The sequence below is a fragment of the Mammaliicoccus sp. D-M19 genome (assembly GCF_022386695.1).
GTDB classification, from domain to species: domain Bacteria; phylum Bacillota; class Bacilli; order Staphylococcales; family Staphylococcaceae; genus Mammaliicoccus; species Mammaliicoccus sciuri.
In genome coordinates, this window is record NZ_JAJNHW010000001.1 from 84,306 (window position 1) to 103,441 (window position 19,136).

Genomic DNA, 19,136 nt, shown 5'->3' on the forward strand with positions numbered 1-19,136 from the left:
ATACGACCACCTTCATCAAAATGAAAAAGAGGCTAATCATTAAATAGCCTCTTTAAATATCTTATATTATATCAGATTTAGTTGTTTTTATCAGTCTATTTTACTGCATCATAAAAAGTAGCAAGTACTTCATTTAATTCATCAATATGGACTTCTTTACTTTCTGAATTATCACGACGTTTTACTTCTACGATACCTTCTGAAGCTTTTTTACCAACCATTACGCGTACTGGTAAACCTATTAAATCTGCATCATTAAATTTAACACCAGCACTTTCTTTACGGTCATCATACAAGACATCATATTTATTTTGCAATTGTCCATAAAGTTGATCTGCTAATGCTTGTTGTTCTTCTTTTTTAGGATTAATCGCAATTAAATGTACTTCATAAGGTGCAATAGCTTTTGGCCAAATAATCCCTTTATCATCATGATGTTGTTCGATTGCTGCTGATAATGTTCTAGAGATACCAATACCGTAACAACCCATTATAAGTGGTTGCGCTTTACCTTGTTCATCTAAGAATGTTGCATTCATGCTTTCAGAGTATTTCGTTCCAAGTTTGAAGACTTGACCAACTTCGATACCTTCAGCGAATTTCGCAGTACCTAAATCACCTGGTAATGCTTCTCCTTCAAGAATAAATCTAAAGTCTCCATATGCTTCAATCTTAAAGTCTCTATCTACGTTCGCATTAATAAAATGATAACCTGTTTCATTTGCACCAACAGCTAAATTATTTATATCTTGAACGAAATTGTCTGCATAAATTTTGATTTGGTCTACGTTAACTGGTCCTAGGCTACCAGGTTTAGCACCTAAAATATTAACGATTTCAGACTCAGTTGCCATTTCGATATTATCTGTTTTGAAATATGATTTTAATTTAACATCATTTACTTCATGATGTCCTCTAATTAGTATCATGACATATTCATCATCAACTTTAAGAATCATTGATTTAATGATCTTATCTAAAGTCACATTTAAAAAGTCTGCCAATGCTTGTGCTGTTGTAACATTAGGCGTTTCCACTTTTTCTATATCTTTTAATGGTATATGTTCATGATTAGGTGTGTATGCTACTTCAGCTTTTTCAATGTTTGCAGCATAGTCACTTGTTTCACTATAAACAATTGTATCTTCACCAATATCAGCTAAAGCCATAAACTCATGTGTGTGGTCTCCACCAATAGCACCAGAGTCTGCAAGTACTGGTCTAAAGTTTAAACCTACTCTTGTAAAGATATTATGATAAGCATGATACATATCTTGGTAAGTATCATCTAATGAATCTTCATTAGCATGAAAAGAATAAGCATCTTTCATAATAAATTCACGGCCACGTAATAATCCAAATCTTGGACGTTGTTCGTCTCTAAATTTAGTTTGAATTTGGAATAAAGTGATTGGTAAACGTTTATAAGATTTCAATTCATCTCTTACAAGAGAAGTCACAACTTCTTCATGTGTTGGTCCTAAACTAAATTCACGTTTATTACGATCGTGCAATCTCATTAACTCTGGACCGTATGCATCCCATCTACCTGATTCTTTCCAAAGTTCAGCTTGTTGTAACACTGGCATAAGTACTTCTACGCCATCTATTTTTTCCATTTCTTCACGTACAATTTGCTCAATTTTATTAAGTACTCGCTTTGCAGTTGGTAAATAACTATATATACCTCTTGCATTTTGTTTAATCATACCTGACTTTAATAAAAGTTTATGACTAATTGCTTCCGCTTCTGCAGGAACTTCTCTTAATGTTGGTATAAATATTTTCGACTGTTTCATAAGTTTCCTCCTATAAGCTACATGAAGTACCTTTGAATATCATTCCATGTAACCATAATCATTACAAATATTAAAAATACAGCACCAATTGAAAGCATAACCATTTCTGCTTTTTTATTAATCGGTCTTCTGAAAATCATTTCATAAATAACAAATAATAATCTTCCGCCATCTAAAGCTGGAATAGGTAGTAAATTCATAATACCTAAGTTAACACTTAATAACGCTGTGTATCCCATCAATGTAATAAATCCTTGCTTCACAATAGAATCTACATTGCTATATATACCAACAGGTCCATTTAACATATCAAAGGAGAATCCACCCGTGAATATGCTCGTAATCAAGCCAAGAACTGCTTGGAATATTAATTGACCTGCCACTATTGTTTTTTCAATACCCGCAATTAATGGACCAAACACAGTGTGTTCTGTCGGTTGTGCAACACCGATAATGTATCGTGTTTCATATTTACCTTTACTAACTTCTAGTTTATCTTTTTTAGCTGCTACTTTGAAAGTCTTTTCTTGACCATCACGATCAACTTTGATTTCTACAGGTTCAGTTTTCTTCTCTTTAAAAATAGGTTGTAAATCTGTAAACTTTTGAATTTTTTGTCCGTCTACTGATAGAATTTCGTCGCCTTTTTTAATACCTGCAGTTTGTGCAGGTGCACCATCTTCTAAATCTCCAAATACTGGTTCATTCGTTGGTACACCATTCCAATAAGCAAGCCCAATAAAAATAACAAAAGCAAGAATAAAATTAAATAACGGACCTGCAAATAAAGTTAGGAATCTTTGATATGGCTTTTTAGACATTAATTGTCTATCTTTAGGTGCAATTTGTATTAAATCTCCACCTTGAACAAAGTAAGCTTCTCTCGCTAATTTAAAATGATGTCTTTCTTCATCGCTTGCTGTAATACCTTCTATGAAAATATCATTTTCGAAATCACTATCTTTAATTTCAATATGTTCAATTTGTTGGAATTTATGTTGATCGTCCATAATAACATGTGTTATTTCGTTTTGATCGTTTAATTTAATTGCGATATGCATACCCGGTGTTAATGGATTTTGTTCTAATCCATCTCCAGCCATTCTGACATAGCCACCTACTGGAAGTAGTCTAATTGTATAAAGTGTTTCATTTTTCTTATATGAATAAATTTTAGGTCCCATACCTATGGCAAACTCTGGGCACATGATACCTGCACGTTTCGCAAAGAACATATGTCCATATTCATGTACTGTCACTAATAGTCCAAATACAAAAATAAATGCTAATATTGTATAAATCACGCCTACACCCCGTAATCCTTAGATTTATATGTAGCATCAATTTTTAGAATCGTTTCTAAATCTGGATGCTCAATAACTTCATGGTTTTGCATTGCTTCCCCAATCATGTCTTCAATTTCCAAAAATGTTATTTCATTATTCAAGAACTTATTTACAGCTACTTCATTTACAGCATTCAAAACAACGGGCATTGTACCACCTATTTTAATTGCTTCATAAGCATACTGTATACATTTAAAGCGCTCGAAATCCATTTCTTTAAAATTTAACTGTCCAATTTGAGCTAAATTTAATTTTTCTGCATCTCTTGTATATCTTTCTGGATATGTAAATGCATATTGAATGGGTGTTCTCATATCTGGTGTACCCAATTGTGCAATCACACTTGTATCCTTAAATTCAACCATAGAATGAATAATACTCTCTTTATGTAAGACAGTTTCAATTTGGTCAATATCTAAATCAAATAACCATTTTGCTTCAATGACTTCTAAACCTTTATTCATCATTGTTGCAGAATCTATCGTAATCTTTTGCCCCATAGACCAGTTAGGATGGTTGAGCGCTTCATCACGTGTTACAGACTTTAATTCTGCTCGTGTTAAATCACGAAATGATCCACCACTCGCAGTTATGATTAATTTATTAACCTGCTCTTTCTTCTCACCATTTAAACATTGAAATATTGCTGAGTGTTCAGAATCGACAGGTAGAATGTTAACATTATGTTCTCTAGCTTTTGACATCACAAGTTCACCAGCTGCAACTAATGTTTCTTTATTCGCTAGACCGATATCTATACCAGCTTCTATAGCTGCAATAGTAGGTCGTAAACCTATACTACCGACGATTGAATTTAATAATATATCAGTATTTTGACAAGTTGCAACTGCTAATAAACCTGCGTCCCCATGTACAATTTCAATATTTAAATGTTTAAGTTTATCTATATCTTCTACATTTTGAACAGATACGAGTTCTGGATGAAATTCTTCAATTATATTCTGTGCATAAGCAATGTTTTTACCAACTGAAAATGCAACTAAATTAAATTGTGATGCATGTTCTCTTATAACATCTAATGCTTGCTGTCCAACAGAACCACTAGCTCCTAAAATAGCTATATTTTTCAAAGACTTCACCCCAATTTACAATTGAAATAGGAATAGATTTAACAATGGTAATACAAAGATAAAGCTATCAAATCTATCTAATATACCACCATGTCCTGGCATAATATTCCCTGAATCTTTCACACCGAAATGTCTTTTAAGCCCTGATTCTACTAAGTCACCTAATTGTCCAAACATACTTAATAACATCGTTAATGGAATTAATAACCATAATGATACATCCATATCAAAATATTGTCCAAAAATAACTGCAACGATTAAACTTGAGAAAATTCCTCCAATAAATCCTTCAATCGTTTTGTTCGGACTAATTAATGGCCAAAGTTTATGTTTACCGAATAATCTACCAAATATATATGCACCCGTATCAGTTAACCACACTAATAATAATGCGAATAAGATAAATTGTAAGCCATGTTCTCTTGTCTCATAGAAATACATAAAGCCAATTCCGATATATGTAACGGACATGACACAGAAAGAGGCGTCCATAAAATTAAATCTATTTTTAGACATTACTGTATAACTCAACATTAAGAAACTCATAACGATTAGAAGTCTAAGTTGAACACTTATATCGTTATTAATGAGTTCTTGAGGCAATAATATTATACATAGTGAAACAACGGACAAAAACCCTGGTATAGAAATAATTGATAAATTATTCATATTTAAAATTTCTTTTAAAGCAATAATCGCTAATAAATACGCTAATGCTATTACGGGTAATCCACCATATATAACGACTGGAAGAAATACAGCCATAGCAACAATTGCCGATATTGTTCTCGTCTTCATTTTTATCTCCTTTACAGCCCACCAAATCTTCGTTGTCTCGACTGATATATTTTTAAACAGTCTATAAGTGATTGTTCATCAAAATCTGGCCATAATGTCTTAGTAAATATAAATTCACTATAAGATGATTGCCATATTAAAAAATTACTTAATCTTTCTTCACCTGATGTACGAATGAGCAACTCTGGATCTGGAATATCTGAAGTGAATAAATATTTCTTTATATTATCTTCACATAAATCATCAATTGTTAAATTGCCTTCTTCAACTTCATGGTAAAGTTCTTTTACAGCATTTAGAATTTCTGCTCTACCGCCATAGTTCAACGCAAATACAAGATTGAGTCCTGTATTATATTTCGTTTTTTCGATAGCTTCATCAATTGCATTTTTAGTATGCTTAGGCAAAGCTTCAGTAAAACCAATTGTTGTGACTTTAACGTTTTTTTCGATCAATTCTGGTAGAAAAGTCTTTAAAAAATCAACCGGTAATTTCATTAAATATTTCACTTCATCTTCAGGTCTCGACCAATTTTCCGTAGAAAAAGCATATAAAGTCAAATATTTCACACCTAAATCATTTGCTTTACGTGTTATTTTTTTTACCGTTTGCATACCTTCATAATGTCCTTTTATGCGAGGCATTTTTCTATTTTTAGCCCATCTACCGTTTCCATCCATAATAATTGCTATATGTTCAGGTATCGATAATTCATTGTCTTGATTATTTATTTGTTGTTTTTGCTTTATAAACTTTTTTATCATAGCGTCCTCCATCAAACAAACGCGAATTTATATGTAAAATTAATTAAACATATCGTAATACATTTTATCACAAAAAGAGTGTTTCTGTTATATATAAAGAAAAAACCGTACCAAAGTCTGATTTGGTACAGCTCTTATCTTTAAACTTCCAAAATGTCATTTTCTTTTTGAGTCGTTAAATCATCTATTTGTTTGATGAAATCATTTGTAATGTTTTGAACTTCTTCAGTTTGATTTCTTAAATCATCTTCTGTAATTTCGCCATTTTTTTCTTGTTTCTTCAAATCTTCATTTGAATCACGACGAACATTACGAATTGCAACTTTAGCATTTTCAGCTTCTTTTTTAGCTTCTTTTACTAATTCTTTTCTGCGTTCTTCAGTTAATGCTGGTACTGAAATTCTAATAACTGTACCATCACTTGTTGGATTAACACCTAAATTAGCTGCATTTATTGCTTTAAGTACATCTTCAACTGATGATTTGTCATATGGTTGAACAACTAACAAACGCGCTTCAGGTACTGAGATACCTGCTAATTGTTGAATAGGTGTTGGAACACCGTAGTACTCAACATTTACTCTTTCTAAAAGATTTGCATTTGCATGTCCAGTTCTGATTCCAGCTAAATCTCTATTGAAACTTTCAATAGTTTTGTTCATTTTTGACTTCGTTTCTTGAATAACATCTGCCATGGAATTACACCTCAAGTTTATTTTGTAATAATCGTACCGATTTCTTCACCTTGAACAGCACGTTTAATATTTCCTTCTTCCATAATTGAGAATACAACAAGTGGGATATCATTGTCCATACAGAATGATGAAGCAGTTGAATCCATAACTTGTAATCCTTCTTGTAACATTTGAATATATGTTAATCTTTCGTATTTTTCTGCTTTAGGATCTACTTTAGGGTCAGCAGAATAAACACCATCAACATTGTTTTTACCCATTAAGATAACGTCAGCCTCAACTTCAGCTGCTCTTAAAGCTGCAGTCGTATCAGTAGAGAAGTAAGGATTCCCTATTCCCGCTGCAAATATAACGACTCTCTTTTTCTCTAAGTGACGAATCGCACGTCTTCTAATATATGGTTCAGCAACTTGTTTCATTTCGATTGAAGTTAATACACGAGTATCACAATCTAATTGTTCTAAACTATCTTGTAATGCTAAAGCATTCATTACAGTGGCTAACATGCCCATATAATCAGCAGTTCCACGATCCATACCTAAATCGCTTCCAGTTTTACCTCTCCAAATGTTTCCGCCACCAACGATTACAGCAACTTCACAATCCATTTGAGCAACTTCTGACACTTGTTGAGCGATACTTTTAATTACGACTGGGTTAATGCCAAAGCCTGAATCTCCCGCTAAAGCTTCACCACTTAGTTTTAATACGACGCGTTTATATTTAGAATTCTTAGTCATCTTGATCCCTCTCTATGCTTATAATTAGGTCTTTATATATAACGAAAGAAGACACAAAGCGTGTCTTCTTCCTAAAAAGCAATCTTAGTTGCCTTTCATTTGTCCTTTTACTTCATCAGCAAAGTTATCAGAACGTTTCTCGATACCTTCCCCAACTTCGTAACGAACGAAATCTACAAGCACGCCACCGTCTGTTTTTAAGAATTCAGCAACAGTTTGGTCTGGATTTTTAACGAATGCTTGGTCAACAGCACAGATTTCTTCTAAATATTTACGCATTCTACCTTCAACCATTTTTTCAACGATATTTTCAGGTTTACCTTCATTTAAAGCTTGTTGTTTTAAAATTTCTTTTTCGTGCGCTAATTCTTCATCAGATACTTGGTCACGAGAAACAAATTTAGGGTTTAATGCAGCGATGTGCATAGCAACGTCTTTAGCTGCTTCTTCATTAGTTGAACCTTCAACAACAGTTAATACACCAATACGTCCACCCATGTGTAAGTACTCACCGAATGAATCGTTATCAGTTTTTGTTTTTAATGTAAATCTACGTAAAGTTAATTTTTCACCAATAGTAGAGATAGCTTCGTTCATTTTTTCTTCAACAGTTTGACCGTTAGCTAATTTTGAAGCGTTTAATGCATCAACGTCAGCTGGTTTAACATCAAGAATATGATCAGCCATTTCTTTAACTAAGTTTTGGAAACCTTCGTTACGAGCAACGAAGTCAGTTTCTGAGTTTAATTCAAGAATTACTGCATCATTACCTTTAGATGCAACAAAAGTAGTACCTTCTGCAGCAATACGGTCTGCTTTCTTAGCAGCTTTAGCGATACCTTTTTCACGTAAGTAATCTACCGCTTTATCGATGTCACCATCAGTTTCTGTTAAAGCTTTTTTACAGTCCATCATACCTGCGCCAGTTTTTTCACGTAGTTCTTTAACAAGTTTAGCTGAAATAGCCATAATCTAATTCCTCCATTTATTTAAATAATATATTGTTTATCTTAAATCTTTCTAAAAAAAGGTGATAAGTTATAGAACCTTATCACCTTTTTGAAATTATGCTTCAGTAGTTTCAGTTGATTCTTCTTTAGGTGCTTGTTCTGTTTCGTTTAAGTCGATGTTTTGCTCTTCAGCAACATCTTCATTTGAAACGCCTTGTTGACCTTCTAAAATAGCATCAGCCATTTTACCAGTTAACAATTTAACAGCACGAATAGCATCATCGTTCGCAGGGATAACATAGTCAATTTCATCTGGATCACAGTTTGTATCAACAATACCAACGATTGGAATGTTTAATTTACGTGCTTCAGCAATCGCATTACGCTCTTTACGAGGGTCTACTACGAATAATGCTTGAGGCATTGATTTCATATCACGAATACCGCCTAAGAATTTGATTAAACGGTTATATTCTTTTTTAAGTTCTACAACTTCTTTTTTAGGTAATACATCAAACGTACCGTCTTCTTCCATTTTTTCAATTTCAGAAATACGTTTTACACGTTTAGAGATTGTTTTATAGTTAGTTAAGATACCACCTAACCATCTTTGGTTAATGTAGTAGTGTCCAGCACGTTCAGCTTCTTCTTTAACTGACTCTTGTGCTTGTTTTTTAGTACCTACGAATAATACTTTACCGCCTTCTTCAGAAACAGATTTAATAAAGTTGTAAGCTTCGTCAACTTTTTTAACTGTTTTTTGTAAATCGATAATGTAGATACCGTTTCTTTCTGTGAAAATGTATTTTTTCATTTTTGGGTTCCAACGGCGTGTTTGGTGACCGAAGTGAACACCTGCTTCAAGCAATTGTTTCATTGAGATAACTGCCATGATAATTCCTCCTAATTGGTTTTATTCCGCCATAAACACTTATTATAGAAACAACTTATTTAAGTTGCACCAATCCATAATTTCCGTGATTATGTGTGAATTTGGCTTTTATAGCCGTTTTCAAATATATCATATCTTATACTGTTCATCAAGTATTTTATTTAGATAAACCTAACTCATCTAAAAATTTTTCTTTTTTAATTCTAATAAATGTACCTTTCATTCCTAAAGAACGAGATTCAATTACGCCAGCACTTTCTAATTTTCTTAATGCATTGACGATTACAGATCTTGTGATACCTACTCTATCGGCAACTTTTGAAGCAACTAATAAACCTTCAGGTGCACCAAGTTCTTCAAAGATATGTTCAATTGCTTCTCTTTCTGAATATGAAAGTGAGTTAATTGCCATATTGATTGCAGCTTTGTCTCTTGCTTCTTGTTCAATTTCATTATGTTTTTCTCTTAATATTTCCATACCAATAACAGTAGCTGCATATTCACCAAGTACTAAGTCATTGTCATTGAAATCTTGAGATACACGTCCAACAACTAATGTACCTAAACGTTCACCACCACCAAGAATTGGGAAAATAGTTGTTTGACTATCTACGAATAATTCTTTGTTTTCTGGTGGGAATACTGTTAATACTTCTTCAATTCCGATATTTGATTTAGTTTGTTCTACATGCATTAATTGATCAGTATATTCTTTAGGAATATGTCTATCTTCTAACATTTTGATAATACGTTCATTGCTTAACAATTCATTTAAGCTTGAACCTAAAATTTTACCTCTTCTTGATACGATGAATACATTTGTCACCGTTACATCACTGATAGTCTTAGCCATATCTTTAAAATCTACAGCAATACCTTTATGCTTTTGTAATAACGTATTTAATTCTCTTGTCTTTGATAATAAACTCATTTAATTTTTTCTCCTTTTTTATAGAATAAATGCGCTTAAGTCTTTATTTGTCGCAATAGATTCTAATTTTTGATTAACATATTCAGGTGTTATATCTACAACTGCATTTGGCATATTCGATGCTTCGAAAGAAAGATCTTCTAGCATTTTTTCAAGTATAGTATGCAGCCTTCTTGCTCCGATATTATCTGTCTCTTGATTAACTTGAAAAGCAATTTCAGCTAAACGATTAATGGCTTCATCTGTAAAGTTGATTGTCACCATTTCAGTTTCCAACAATGCTTTGTATTGATCAAGAAGTGATTGTTTCGGTTCTTTTAATATTTTAACGAAATCTTCAGTTGTTAAACTATCTAATTCAACACGAATTGGAAATCTACCTTGTAACTCAGGTATTAAATCACTTGGTTTAGACATATGGAACGCACCTGCACCAATAAACAAAATGTGTTCAGTATTAATTGAACCATATTTCGTTTGAACGACACTACCTTCAACAATTGGTAAGATATCTCTTTGTACACCTTGTCGAGATACATCTTGACCACCGTTACTGTTGCTCACAGCAATTTTATCGATTTCATCGATGAATACCATGCCCATTTGTTCAGTTAATTGAATCGCTTCTTCATTAACGGACTCTTGGTCAATCAATTCATTCGCAATCTCATCTGTTAAAATTTTTCGCGCTGACTTAACTGGCAAGTTTCTTTCAACTTTTTTCTTAGGCATCATTTGACTAAGCATATCTTGCATTTGAGGGTTGTTTTCCATTCCCATCATGCCAAGTGTTTGTTGTTCTTGTTCTACTTTTATTTTGACGATTTCTTCTTCAAGTTCACCGTTTAATAATTGTTTCTTAATATCTTCACGTTTTGTTTTTATTTCTTCGGTTGGGGTTTCTTCGACTTCTTCTTGTTGATTGAAGTTTGGGAATTGTCCACCAAACAATGACTCTAATGGATTATTACTATTACTTTGTGCTTTTTTCTTCATACTTGGCACAAGCAATTTCACTAATTTTTCATTAGCTTTTTGAGTTGCCTCATCAAGAACGCCTTTTTTCTTTTCTTCTTTAACAAGTCGACGACCAACTTCAACAAGGTCACGTATCATACTTTCAACATCTCTACCTACATAACCTACTTCAGTAAATTTAGTAGCTTCTACTTTTACAAAAGGTGCACCAACTAATCTAGCCATTCTTCTAGCTATTTCAGTCTTACCTACACCTGTAGGACCTATCATTAGAATGTTTTTAGGTATGATTTCGTTTCTAAGTTGTTCATCTAATAAACTTCGTCTATAGCGATTTCTTAAAGCTATTGCTACTTTACGCTTAGCATCTTGTTGACCAATGATATGATCATTTAATCGATCAACGATATCATGCGGTGTCATTTTTAATTGATTTTGTGACAACCTTAAACCCCTCCAATTATATTTCTTCAACTTTTATTTCATGGTTTGTAAATACACAAATATCTGCAGCCGTATTAAGTGAAGCTTCTGCAATTTCTTTAGCCGATAAATGAGGTGCATATGATTTAAGCGCTCTACCAGCACTTAAAGCGTAATTACCACCAGAACCAATTGCAATGATACCATCATCTGGCTCAATCACTTCTCCAGTACCACTTACGACTAATAAATCTGTTTCGTTCATAACAATGAGCATCGCTTCAAGTTGACGTAACATTTTATCTCCACGCCATTCTTGAGCAAGCTCAACTGCAGCTCTCGTTAAATTACCGCTATATTCTTGTAATTTAACTTCAAATTTTTCGAATAAAGTAAATGCGTCTGCAACACTGCCAGCGAAACCAGCAACAACTTTATCATGATATAATCTTCTAACTTTTCTTGCAGTTTGTTTCATGATGACTTGCTCACCTAATGTAACTTGACCGTCACCTGCCATTGCAGAATGACCATTATGTCTTATTGCAAATATAGTTGTAGCATGTAATGAAGAACTCATTATCAAATCTCCTTTACGCACGTGGATGTGCTGATAAGTATACTTTTCTTAATTGATCTTTTGTAACATGTGTATATTGACTTGTCGTTGATAAACTTTCATGTCCTAGTAAACTTTGAACACTTCTCATATCGGCTCCTTGATTCAACAAATGTGTTGCAAAAGTATGCCTTAATTTATGAGGGTGAATATGATACACACCTTGCGTTCTCTTTACGATTTCGTTGAGTGCATATCTTACACCACGTTCAGTTATAGGTTTACCTCTCATGTTTACTATCAAGAAATCATGATCTAAACGCATTTGACTTCTAAATTGTTCAATATAGTCAACGATTGCACTTTGACAATACTCTCCAAAAGGAACAATACGTTCTTTATTCCCTTTACCTAGCACTTTGACAAATGCATAATTCAAATCAATATCACTTATTTGAATATGAACTAATTCTGACACTCGAATACCTGTTGCATAAAGCAACTCAAGTATGACGCGATCTCTTATATTCGTTTTTTTACCATCATCTAGTGTCTTAAATAGCTTTTCCATTTCTTCTTCATAGAAAAAGCTTGGTAAATGATGTTCTTTTTTTGGATGTACAAGTTGAATAAATGGATTCTGAATATCACTATCAACACTCATCCAATATTGATATAAAGATCTTAATGTAGAAATTTTACGCGAAACACTCGTCCTTTTATGTCCTTTATCATACAAAAACGCAAGGTATCTCCTTGCATCTTTATATTCAAATGATTCTAAGGATAAATGTTCTGATTGTAAAAAATCATTAAATTCATTCAAATCAAGTTGATATGCATTTAAAGTATGGGTGGAAAAATGTTTTTCATAAGTTAACATATCAACAAACTGTTGTTCAATTGTATGTACCATAACTCATTCCTCCCATTTTATCTGAATTGTATCACAATTCTAAAAAATCTTAAAATAATTTACTAAAGCATTACTTTAAATGAATCTAAATGTTTTAATGCACGATTTGCAAGTGTTTCATACCGTTCTTTCTTATCTTTAATACGTTTTTCTAATGTAGGTAACAAACCAAAGTTCGCATTCATTGGTTGGAAGTTCTTATTATTATTTGCATGTGTAATGTAATAAGCCATACTTCCGATTACTGTTTCTCTAGGGAAAACAATTGGATCAAGGTCTGAAACGAGTTTACTTGCATTAATACCTGCAATTAATCCGCTTGCTGCACTTTCAACATATCCTTCTACACCTGTCATTTGACCAGCAAAGAATAAATCTTCTCTTGATTTTAATTGATAAGTTTCTTTAAGAGCATTTGGTGAATTAATGAAAGTATTTCGATGCATCACACCGTAACGTACGATATCAACATTTTCTAATCCAGGTATAAGTGAAATAACTTCTTTTTGCGCGCCCCATTTTAAATGTGTTTGGAAACCTACGATATTATATAAAGTTCCAGCTGCATCATCTTGTCTTAATTGAACAACTGCATATGGTCTTTTACCAGTTTTAGGATCTTCTAAACCTACAGGCTTCATAGGACCAAATAATAGAGTTTTCTTACCACGTTCTGCCATAACTTCAAATGGCATACAACCTTCAAAATAAATTTCTTTTTCGAATTCTTTTAAAGGCACAACTTCAGCATTTATAAGTGCATCATAAAAAGTATTGAATTCTTCTTCAGTCATTGGACAATTTAAGTATGCTGCATCACCTTTGTCATAGCGTGATTTCAAATATACTTTATCCATGTTAATAGATTCTTTTTCAATAATTGGTGCAGCTGCGTCATAGAAGTACAGTTGTTCTTCACCCGTAATGTTCATAATTTGTTTCGTTAAACTTTCTGTCGTTAAAGGACCTGTTGCAATAATTGTTGGCCCATCAGGTATCTTTGTAATTTCTTCGTTCTTTACTGTAATATTCGGATGATTTTTTAGCGTGTCTGTAATATATCCCGCAAAATCATGTCGATCGACAGCTAGTGCACCTCCCGCTGGTACACGCGCATTATCTGCTGCTTTTATAATTAATGAATCTAATTGTCTCATTTCTTCTTTTAAGACACCGACAGCATTTGTTAATTGATTACCTCTTAGTGAATTAGAACATACAAGTTCTGCAAATTTATCTGTATGATGCGCTGGTGTTTGTTTTACCGGTCTCATTTCATATAGATTAACATTGAATCCTCTCTTGGCAATTTGATATGCCGCTTCCGAACCTGCTAATCCAGCACCGATAACATTAATTGAAGTCATTATTTATGCCTCCTTGATTTTCGAATTTTTTATTCCATATTGAATTGTATAACAAATCTGAATTTAATCAAATGATAAAGTGATGATAAATTTTAAAAATTAGTGACGTTTTACTATTAAAACAATAAATCAAAAAACAAGTGCAAAAAGTTATGTTAAAAATAACTTTTTGCACTGTATGATAACTATTTTTGTTCTTGCTCTTTATAATCACAATTTGGACATATAACTTGAGCTGATTTTCCTTTCTTACGTTCAACAAGTACTGTTTCACATTTAGGACATGAACGATCTAAAGGTTTATCCCATGATGTATAATCACATTCTGGGTATCTTGAACAACCATAGAACACTCTGTTCTTTTTAGATTTACGTTCGACAACTTCTCCCTCTTTACACTTAGGACATTTAACGCCAATCGTTTTAATGATTGCTTTTGTATTTCTACAATCTGGAAAATTTGAACAAGCCATAAACTTACCGTATCGGCCCATTTTATAAACCATTGGTGAACCGCATAATTCGCAATCCTCACCGGCAGGTTCATCTTTAATTTCAATTTTCTCCATTTCTTCTTCTGCTCTTGCTACATCGATTTTAAAGTTTTCATAGAACATATCTATGACTTTCTTCCACTCAATTTCACCATCTGCTACTTTATCGAGCAATGTTTCCATATTAACTGTAAAGTCAACATCGATAATTTCAGGGAAGTATTCTTTAACTGACTCATGTACGATTTCTCCTAACTCTGTAGGCACAAATCGTTTCTGGTCTAATTTTACGTAGTTTCTTTTTTGAATCGTATCGATTGTAGGTGCATAAGTTGAAGGTCTACCGATTCTTAATTCTTCTAAAGTTTTAACTAAACGTGCTTCAGTGTATCGTGGTGGTGGTTGAGTGAAATGTTGCTTTGGATCGATTTTCTCAGCCGTAACGATATCACCTTTTTCTAACGGTGGTAATTTACCTTCTTTTTCTTCATCAGTATCATCTTTAGCTTCAACATATACTTTCATGAAACCTTTAAATTTGATTGTTTGACCATTTGCTCTGAATTTTAAATCGCCTTGTGTAATATCTGCTGCAACTGTATCAGCAATAGCAGGTGCCATTTGACTTGCCATAAAACGTTCCCAAATCAATTTATATAATCGATATTGATCTCTAGATAAGAATGTTTTCATTTGATCTGGTGTACGTTCCACACTTGTCGGTCTAACTGCTTCATGGGCATCTTGTGCGCCTTGTTTACCTTTTGTTGCTTTTGCCTTAGATAAATACTCTTTACCGTACTCTTTTTCAATAAATGATGCTGCTTCAGCTTGAGCACTATCAGCTATACGTGTAGAGTCCGTTCTCATATAAGTAATCAAACCAACAGTACCTTGTTTTTTCAAATCTATACCTTCGTATAATTGTTGTGCTAACATCATCGTTTTTCTAGCTTTAAAATTCAACTTACGTGATGCTTCTTGTTGTAAAGATGAAGTTGTAAATGATTTCGCAGGATATCTTAATTTTTCTTTCTTAGTGACTTGTGTAACTTCAAATTTATCTCCATCTAATTGTGTTGTAATTTTTTGTACGTCTTTTTCATTTTTTAATTTAACGGGTTTACTTTTCTCATGTAAAAACTTCGCACTAAATGTTTTAGTTTTATGTTTAAATAAACCTTCGATTGTCCAGTATTCTTCTGGATTAAAATTATTAATTTCGTTTTCACGATCTATAACGAGTCTTAATGCAACAGATTGTACACGACCTGCTGATAAACCTTTTTTAACTTTCTTCCATAACACTGGAGAAATGTTATACCCAACAAGTCTATCTAATACACGTCTCGCTTGTTGTGCATCAACTAATTCATGTTCAATTTCTCTAGGATGCTTAAAGCTATCTTTTACTGCATCTTTTGTTATTTCGTTAAATACGACTCTTGATTTTTTATTTTCATCTATATCTAATATATGTGCTAAATGCCACGCAATTGCTTCACCTTCACGATCGGGGTCACTTGCGAGATAAACGTTTTTTGCTTTTTTTGCATAGCGTTTTAAATCTTTTACAACTGGCCCTTTGCCGCGAATCGTAATATATCTAGGTTCATAATTATTTTCAACATCTACGCCCATTTGACTACGAGGTAAATCTCTAACATGCCCCATAGATGCAACGACTTTATATTTTTTTCCTAAATATTTTTCAATGGTTTTTGCTTTTGCGGGCGATTCAACGATGACAAGATTTTCTGCCAAAGTAAGTCCCCCTTGCTATTCTATTGATTACAAATGTAAATGATAAACTGATAAATTCAGCTTTGTCAATTAAAACATTTTATAAAATTTATTTTTGTTCAGTAAATATACAATAATCCTCAATGATATCTTGAGCATTTTGTACGAGCTTAGCACCTTCTTTTATTCTATTATTGCCACCTTTGCTTAAAGATTGAAAAATCGTGCCCGGGCAACAATAAACATTTCTATTTTGTTCCAATGCCAAGTCTATCGTGATTAAAGAACCACTCCGTTCATTTGCTTCAGTGACTAATACACCTTGTGACAATCCACTAATAATACGATTTCTTTCTGGAAAACGCCATTTTTGAACTTTCGTTGTTGGATAATACTCAGATATGACGAGGTGATCTTTACGCATCAGTTCACTTATATATTGTGTCGCTTTAGGATAATGATAATCTAAACCAAATGCAGCAACACCTATAGTTTGACCACTATACTCTATCGCTTTTAAATGCGCAAAATAATCTGCACCCATCGCCATACCAGAAACAATCGTAATATGCGACTTAACCAGTTCTGGCACGATAGCATCACAAATTTGTTCTGAATATTGTGTAGCCTTCCTTGAACCGACTATAGCCAATTTTTGTTTATTTTGCAATAACGACATATTACCCATTCCAAAAAGTACAAGTGGATAATCATAAATTTCCTTTAGTAAAGTTGGATAACAATCCTCATCAGAAAATACCATTTGAATATTTCTTTTCTCTAATGAAGCACGTATTTTATCTATATTACTATCATTATATTTGTGATACATCGTTAATATTGTTCTCTCTTTTAAACCACTTTTATGTACAAAATCAATAAACGTAGTTCTATATGAAAGAAAATTTAACTCAGAATCATAACGAATCATCTTGTGAATTTGATTAGTCGTAAAACCACTGTAAACTAATTTTAAAATTGATTGTTGATAATCATTCATAAATATACACCTCTTATAATGTAGATTTTTTCTATTTTTTGGCGGGCGGCTAACGATCTTGTTTTGGTTTCTTATATTTGGAAATTTATAAAATTCTGAGCGTAATAGTACTTGCGAGCGGTTTGGTATGTGGTTTCTTAGTGTAAATGTGGGATTTGAAAATACTAAATAGTGATGTATTGGTAGATTTAGATTTATTTCTTGAAATATTGATTGGAGGGTATTTTTAGCTTTGTATAATTGTACAAATGGTGATGTGTAACGTTTATTTTAAGAACTCTTTATATAGTTGTCATAGATTTCGAAATCACCATAGTAGTGTTTAACTTCTAATATACTTATTTGACTATTATGTATGATTAAAAAATCTATTTGTACTGCATTTGAAGATATAAATTCAAGATTATGATTAAACACAATTTGATGTTGTTGCTTTAAAAAATCTTCTTCAAGTTGTTCGCCTTCATAACCTTTAAATTTATTCATGATTTCAAAATCATGACTGTCTTCACTTAATCTTGATGTTAGTGCATTTACATATGCTATTTCATAGTTGTGATTCATGCCTCACTCCTGTTTGTTAATATTTTACATATATTATAGTTTATGCATTTAATATTGTCCACGAAAAAACCACTAACAAACTAAAATTTAGTTCATTAGCGGCTATATAAATTTAAACACCAAATAAGCACAGTGCTTTTCTATTGAAGAAAGACACTGTACTTATATATATGGTTATTATTTAACTGTTAGACATTTTTCGTATAAACCGTCTTCTTTTTTAATACGGTTTATAAGTGTTTCAGCGATAACAGATGGTGTATCTGCTGTATCAATACCACAGTCATTTAAAGTTTTGATTTTTTCAGATGCAGTACCTTTACCACCTGAAATGATTGCACCAGCATGACCCATACGTTTTCCTGGAGGTGCTGTTTGACCACCAATGAATCCTACTACTGGTTTTGTCATGTTAGCTTTAATCCATTCAGCTGCTTCTTCTTCAGCAGTACCACCGATTTCACCAATCATAACAACTGCATATGTTTCGTCATCTTCATTAAATGCTTTTAATACATCAATGAAGTCTGTACCATTAACTGGGTCTCCACCAATACCAACAGCTGTCGTTTGACCGATACCTGCTTGAGTTAATTGATGAACCGCTTCATATGTTAATGTACCTGAACGTGAAACTACGCCTACGTGACCTTTTTTATGGATGTAACCAGGCATAATACCAATTTTACATTCATCTGCAGTGATCACACCAGGACAGTTTGGTCCTACTAAGCGTGTTTTCTTACCTTCTAAGTATCTCTTAACTTTAATCATATCAATAACAGGAATATGTTCTGTGATACAAATAGCTAAGTCTAATTCAGCATCTGCGCTTTCAATAATTGCATCAGCCGCAAATGGAGCTGGTACATATATAACTGAAACAGTTGCACCAGTTTCAGCGACTGCTTCTTCTATAGTGTTAAATACTGGTACACCTTCAACCACTTGCCCACCTTTACCAGGTGTTACCCCAGCAACGATTTGAGTACCGTATTCTAGCATTTGTTTAGTATGGAAAAGTGCTGTTGCACCCGTAATACCTTGAACTAATACTTTTGTATTTTTATCGATGTATACACTCAC

Annotated in this window: 18 protein-coding genes; all 18 read right to left on the bottom strand. The window is 33.0% G+C overall.

Annotation, left to right across the window (positions count from 1 at the left end):
* Positions 1–95: 95 nt before the first annotated feature.
* The 18 genes from LQ675_RS00390 to sucD all read right to left on the bottom strand — a co-directional run bounded on the left by LQ675_RS00390 (position 96) and on the right by sucD (position 19,136).
* Positions 96–1,799: a proline--tRNA ligase gene (locus LQ675_RS00390; RefSeq protein WP_048542577.1), complete on the bottom strand. Its 1,704-nt coding sequence runs from the start codon at positions 1,797–1,799 to the stop codon at positions 96–98.
* Positions 1,800–1,816: 17 nt separating this feature from the next.
* On the bottom strand, positions 1,817–3,103 hold the full coding sequence (gene rseP / locus LQ675_RS00395; protein ID WP_048542575.1) for an RIP metalloprotease RseP: 1,287 nt from the start codon (positions 3,101–3,103) through the stop codon (positions 1,817–1,819).
* A gap of 2 nt (positions 3,104–3,105) precedes the next feature.
* Positions 3,106–4,236, bottom strand: coding sequence for a 1-deoxy-D-xylulose-5-phosphate reductoisomerase (locus LQ675_RS00400; protein WP_075577883.1), 1,131 nt, complete (start codon positions 4,234–4,236; stop codon positions 3,106–3,108).
* Between the two features lie 15 nt (positions 4,237–4,251).
* On the bottom strand, positions 4,252–5,034 hold the full coding sequence (locus LQ675_RS00405) for a phosphatidate cytidylyltransferase (RefSeq protein ID WP_048542570.1): 783 nt from the start codon (positions 5,032–5,034) through the stop codon (positions 4,252–4,254).
* 11 nt (positions 5,035–5,045) lie between these two features.
* Positions 5,046–5,798: an isoprenyl transferase gene (locus LQ675_RS00410; protein WP_048542569.1), complete on the bottom strand. Its 753-nt coding sequence runs from the start codon at positions 5,796–5,798 to the stop codon at positions 5,046–5,048.
* A gap of 140 nt (positions 5,799–5,938) precedes the next feature.
* A complete protein-coding gene (gene frr, locus LQ675_RS00415; RefSeq protein ID WP_025905326.1) occupies positions 5,939–6,493 on the bottom strand; it encodes a ribosome recycling factor in 555 nt (184 codons plus the stop codon).
* Between the two features lie 17 nt (positions 6,494–6,510).
* Entirely contained in the window at positions 6,511–7,233 is a 723-nt protein-coding gene (gene pyrH, locus LQ675_RS00420) for a UMP kinase (protein WP_025905325.1), read from the bottom strand.
* A gap of 84 nt (positions 7,234–7,317) precedes the next feature.
* Positions 7,318–8,205, bottom strand: a complete 888-nt coding sequence (gene tsf, locus LQ675_RS00425) for a translation elongation factor Ts (protein ID WP_171992080.1) — start codon at positions 8,203–8,205, stop codon at positions 7,318–7,320.
* 93 nt (positions 8,206–8,298) lie between these two features.
* Positions 8,299–9,075, bottom strand: a complete 777-nt coding sequence (gene rpsB, locus LQ675_RS00430) for a 30S ribosomal protein S2 (RefSeq protein WP_048542565.1) — start codon at positions 9,073–9,075, stop codon at positions 8,299–8,301.
* Between the two features lie 157 nt (positions 9,076–9,232).
* Positions 9,233–10,006 carry a GTP-sensing pleiotropic transcriptional regulator CodY gene (codY, locus tag LQ675_RS00435; RefSeq protein ID WP_025905322.1) on the bottom strand — a complete coding sequence of 258 codons (774 nt, stop codon included), beginning with the start codon at positions 10,004–10,006 and terminating at the stop codon, positions 9,233–9,235.
* A gap of 18 nt (positions 10,007–10,024) precedes the next feature.
* Complete coding sequence (gene hslU, locus LQ675_RS00440) at positions 10,025–11,407, bottom strand: ATP-dependent protease ATPase subunit HslU (protein WP_048542780.1); 1,383 nt, start codon at positions 11,405–11,407, stop codon at positions 10,025–10,027.
* A 37-nt stretch (positions 11,408–11,444) separates the two neighbouring features.
* Positions 11,445–11,987 (bottom strand): ATP-dependent protease subunit HslV, encoded by a 543-nt coding sequence (gene hslV / locus LQ675_RS00445; protein WP_037560086.1) that lies wholly within the window; start codon positions 11,985–11,987, stop codon positions 11,445–11,447.
* Positions 11,988–12,000: 13 nt separating this feature from the next.
* Positions 12,001–12,882: a tyrosine recombinase XerC gene (xerC, locus tag LQ675_RS00450; RefSeq protein WP_048542559.1), complete on the bottom strand. Its 882-nt coding sequence runs from the start codon at positions 12,880–12,882 to the stop codon at positions 12,001–12,003.
* 62 nt (positions 12,883–12,944) lie between these two features.
* The gene (gene trmFO, locus LQ675_RS00455) at positions 12,945–14,249 is read right to left on the bottom strand and encodes an FADH(2)-oxidizing methylenetetrahydrofolate--tRNA-(uracil(54)-C(5))-methyltransferase TrmFO (protein WP_058591381.1); all 1,305 of its coding nucleotides are present in this window, start codon (positions 14,247–14,249) and stop codon (positions 12,945–12,947) included.
* 185 nt (positions 14,250–14,434) lie between these two features.
* On the bottom strand, positions 14,435–16,507 hold the full coding sequence (gene topA, locus LQ675_RS00460) for a type I DNA topoisomerase (RefSeq protein ID WP_048542555.1): 2,073 nt from the start codon (positions 16,505–16,507) through the stop codon (positions 14,435–14,437).
* Positions 16,508–16,595: 88 nt separating this feature from the next.
* Entirely contained in the window at positions 16,596–17,486 is an 891-nt protein-coding gene (gene dprA / locus LQ675_RS00465) for a DNA-processing protein DprA (RefSeq protein ID WP_107610287.1), read from the bottom strand.
* 270 nt (positions 17,487–17,756) lie between these two features.
* Positions 17,757–18,050, bottom strand: coding sequence for a nuclease-related domain-containing protein (locus LQ675_RS00470; RefSeq protein ID WP_075577880.1), 294 nt, complete (start codon positions 18,048–18,050; stop codon positions 17,757–17,759).
* A 177-nt stretch (positions 18,051–18,227) separates the two neighbouring features.
* The gene (sucD, locus tag LQ675_RS00475) at positions 18,228–19,136 is read right to left on the bottom strand and encodes a succinate--CoA ligase subunit alpha (protein ID WP_025905314.1); all 909 of its coding nucleotides are present in this window, start codon (positions 19,134–19,136) and stop codon (positions 18,228–18,230) included.

Coding starts and splice junctions, on each gene's coding strand:
- LQ675_RS00390 (WP_048542577.1), bottom strand. CDS start 1,799: ATGAAACAGTCGAAAATATTTATACCAACATTAAGAGAAGTTCCTGCA.
- LQ675_RS00405 (WP_048542570.1), bottom strand. CDS start 5,034: ATGAAGACGAGAACAATATCGGCAATTGTTGCTATGGCTGTATTTCTT.
- LQ675_RS00410 (WP_048542569.1), bottom strand. CDS start 5,798: ATGATAAAAAAGTTTATAAAGCAAAAACAACAAATAAATAATCAAGAC.
- frr (WP_025905326.1), bottom strand. CDS start 6,493: ATGGCAGATGTTATTCAAGAAACGAAGTCAAAAATGAACAAAACTATT.
- pyrH (WP_025905325.1), bottom strand. CDS start 7,233: ATGACTAAGAATTCTAAATATAAACGCGTCGTATTAAAACTAAGTGGT.
- rpsB (WP_048542565.1), bottom strand. CDS start 9,075: ATGGCAGTTATCTCAATGAAACAATTGCTTGAAGCAGGTGTTCACTTC.
- codY (WP_025905322.1), bottom strand. CDS start 10,006: ATGAGTTTATTATCAAAGACAAGAGAATTAAATACGTTATTACAAAAG.
- hslU (WP_048542780.1), bottom strand. CDS start 11,407: ATGACACCGCATGATATCGTTGATCGATTAAATGATCATATCATTGGT.
- hslV (WP_037560086.1), bottom strand. CDS start 11,987: ATGAGTTCTTCATTACATGCTACAACTATATTTGCAATAAGACATAAT.
- xerC (WP_048542559.1), bottom strand. CDS start 12,882: ATGGTACATACAATTGAACAACAGTTTGTTGATATGTTAACTTATGAA.
- trmFO (WP_058591381.1), bottom strand. CDS start 14,249: ATGACTTCAATTAATGTTATCGGTGCTGGATTAGCAGGTTCGGAAGCG.
- dprA (WP_107610287.1), bottom strand. CDS start 17,486: ATGAATGATTATCAACAATCAATTTTAAAATTAGTTTACAGTGGTTTT.
- LQ675_RS00470 (WP_075577880.1), bottom strand. CDS start 18,050: ATGAATCACAACTATGAAATAGCATATGTAAATGCACTAACATCAAGA.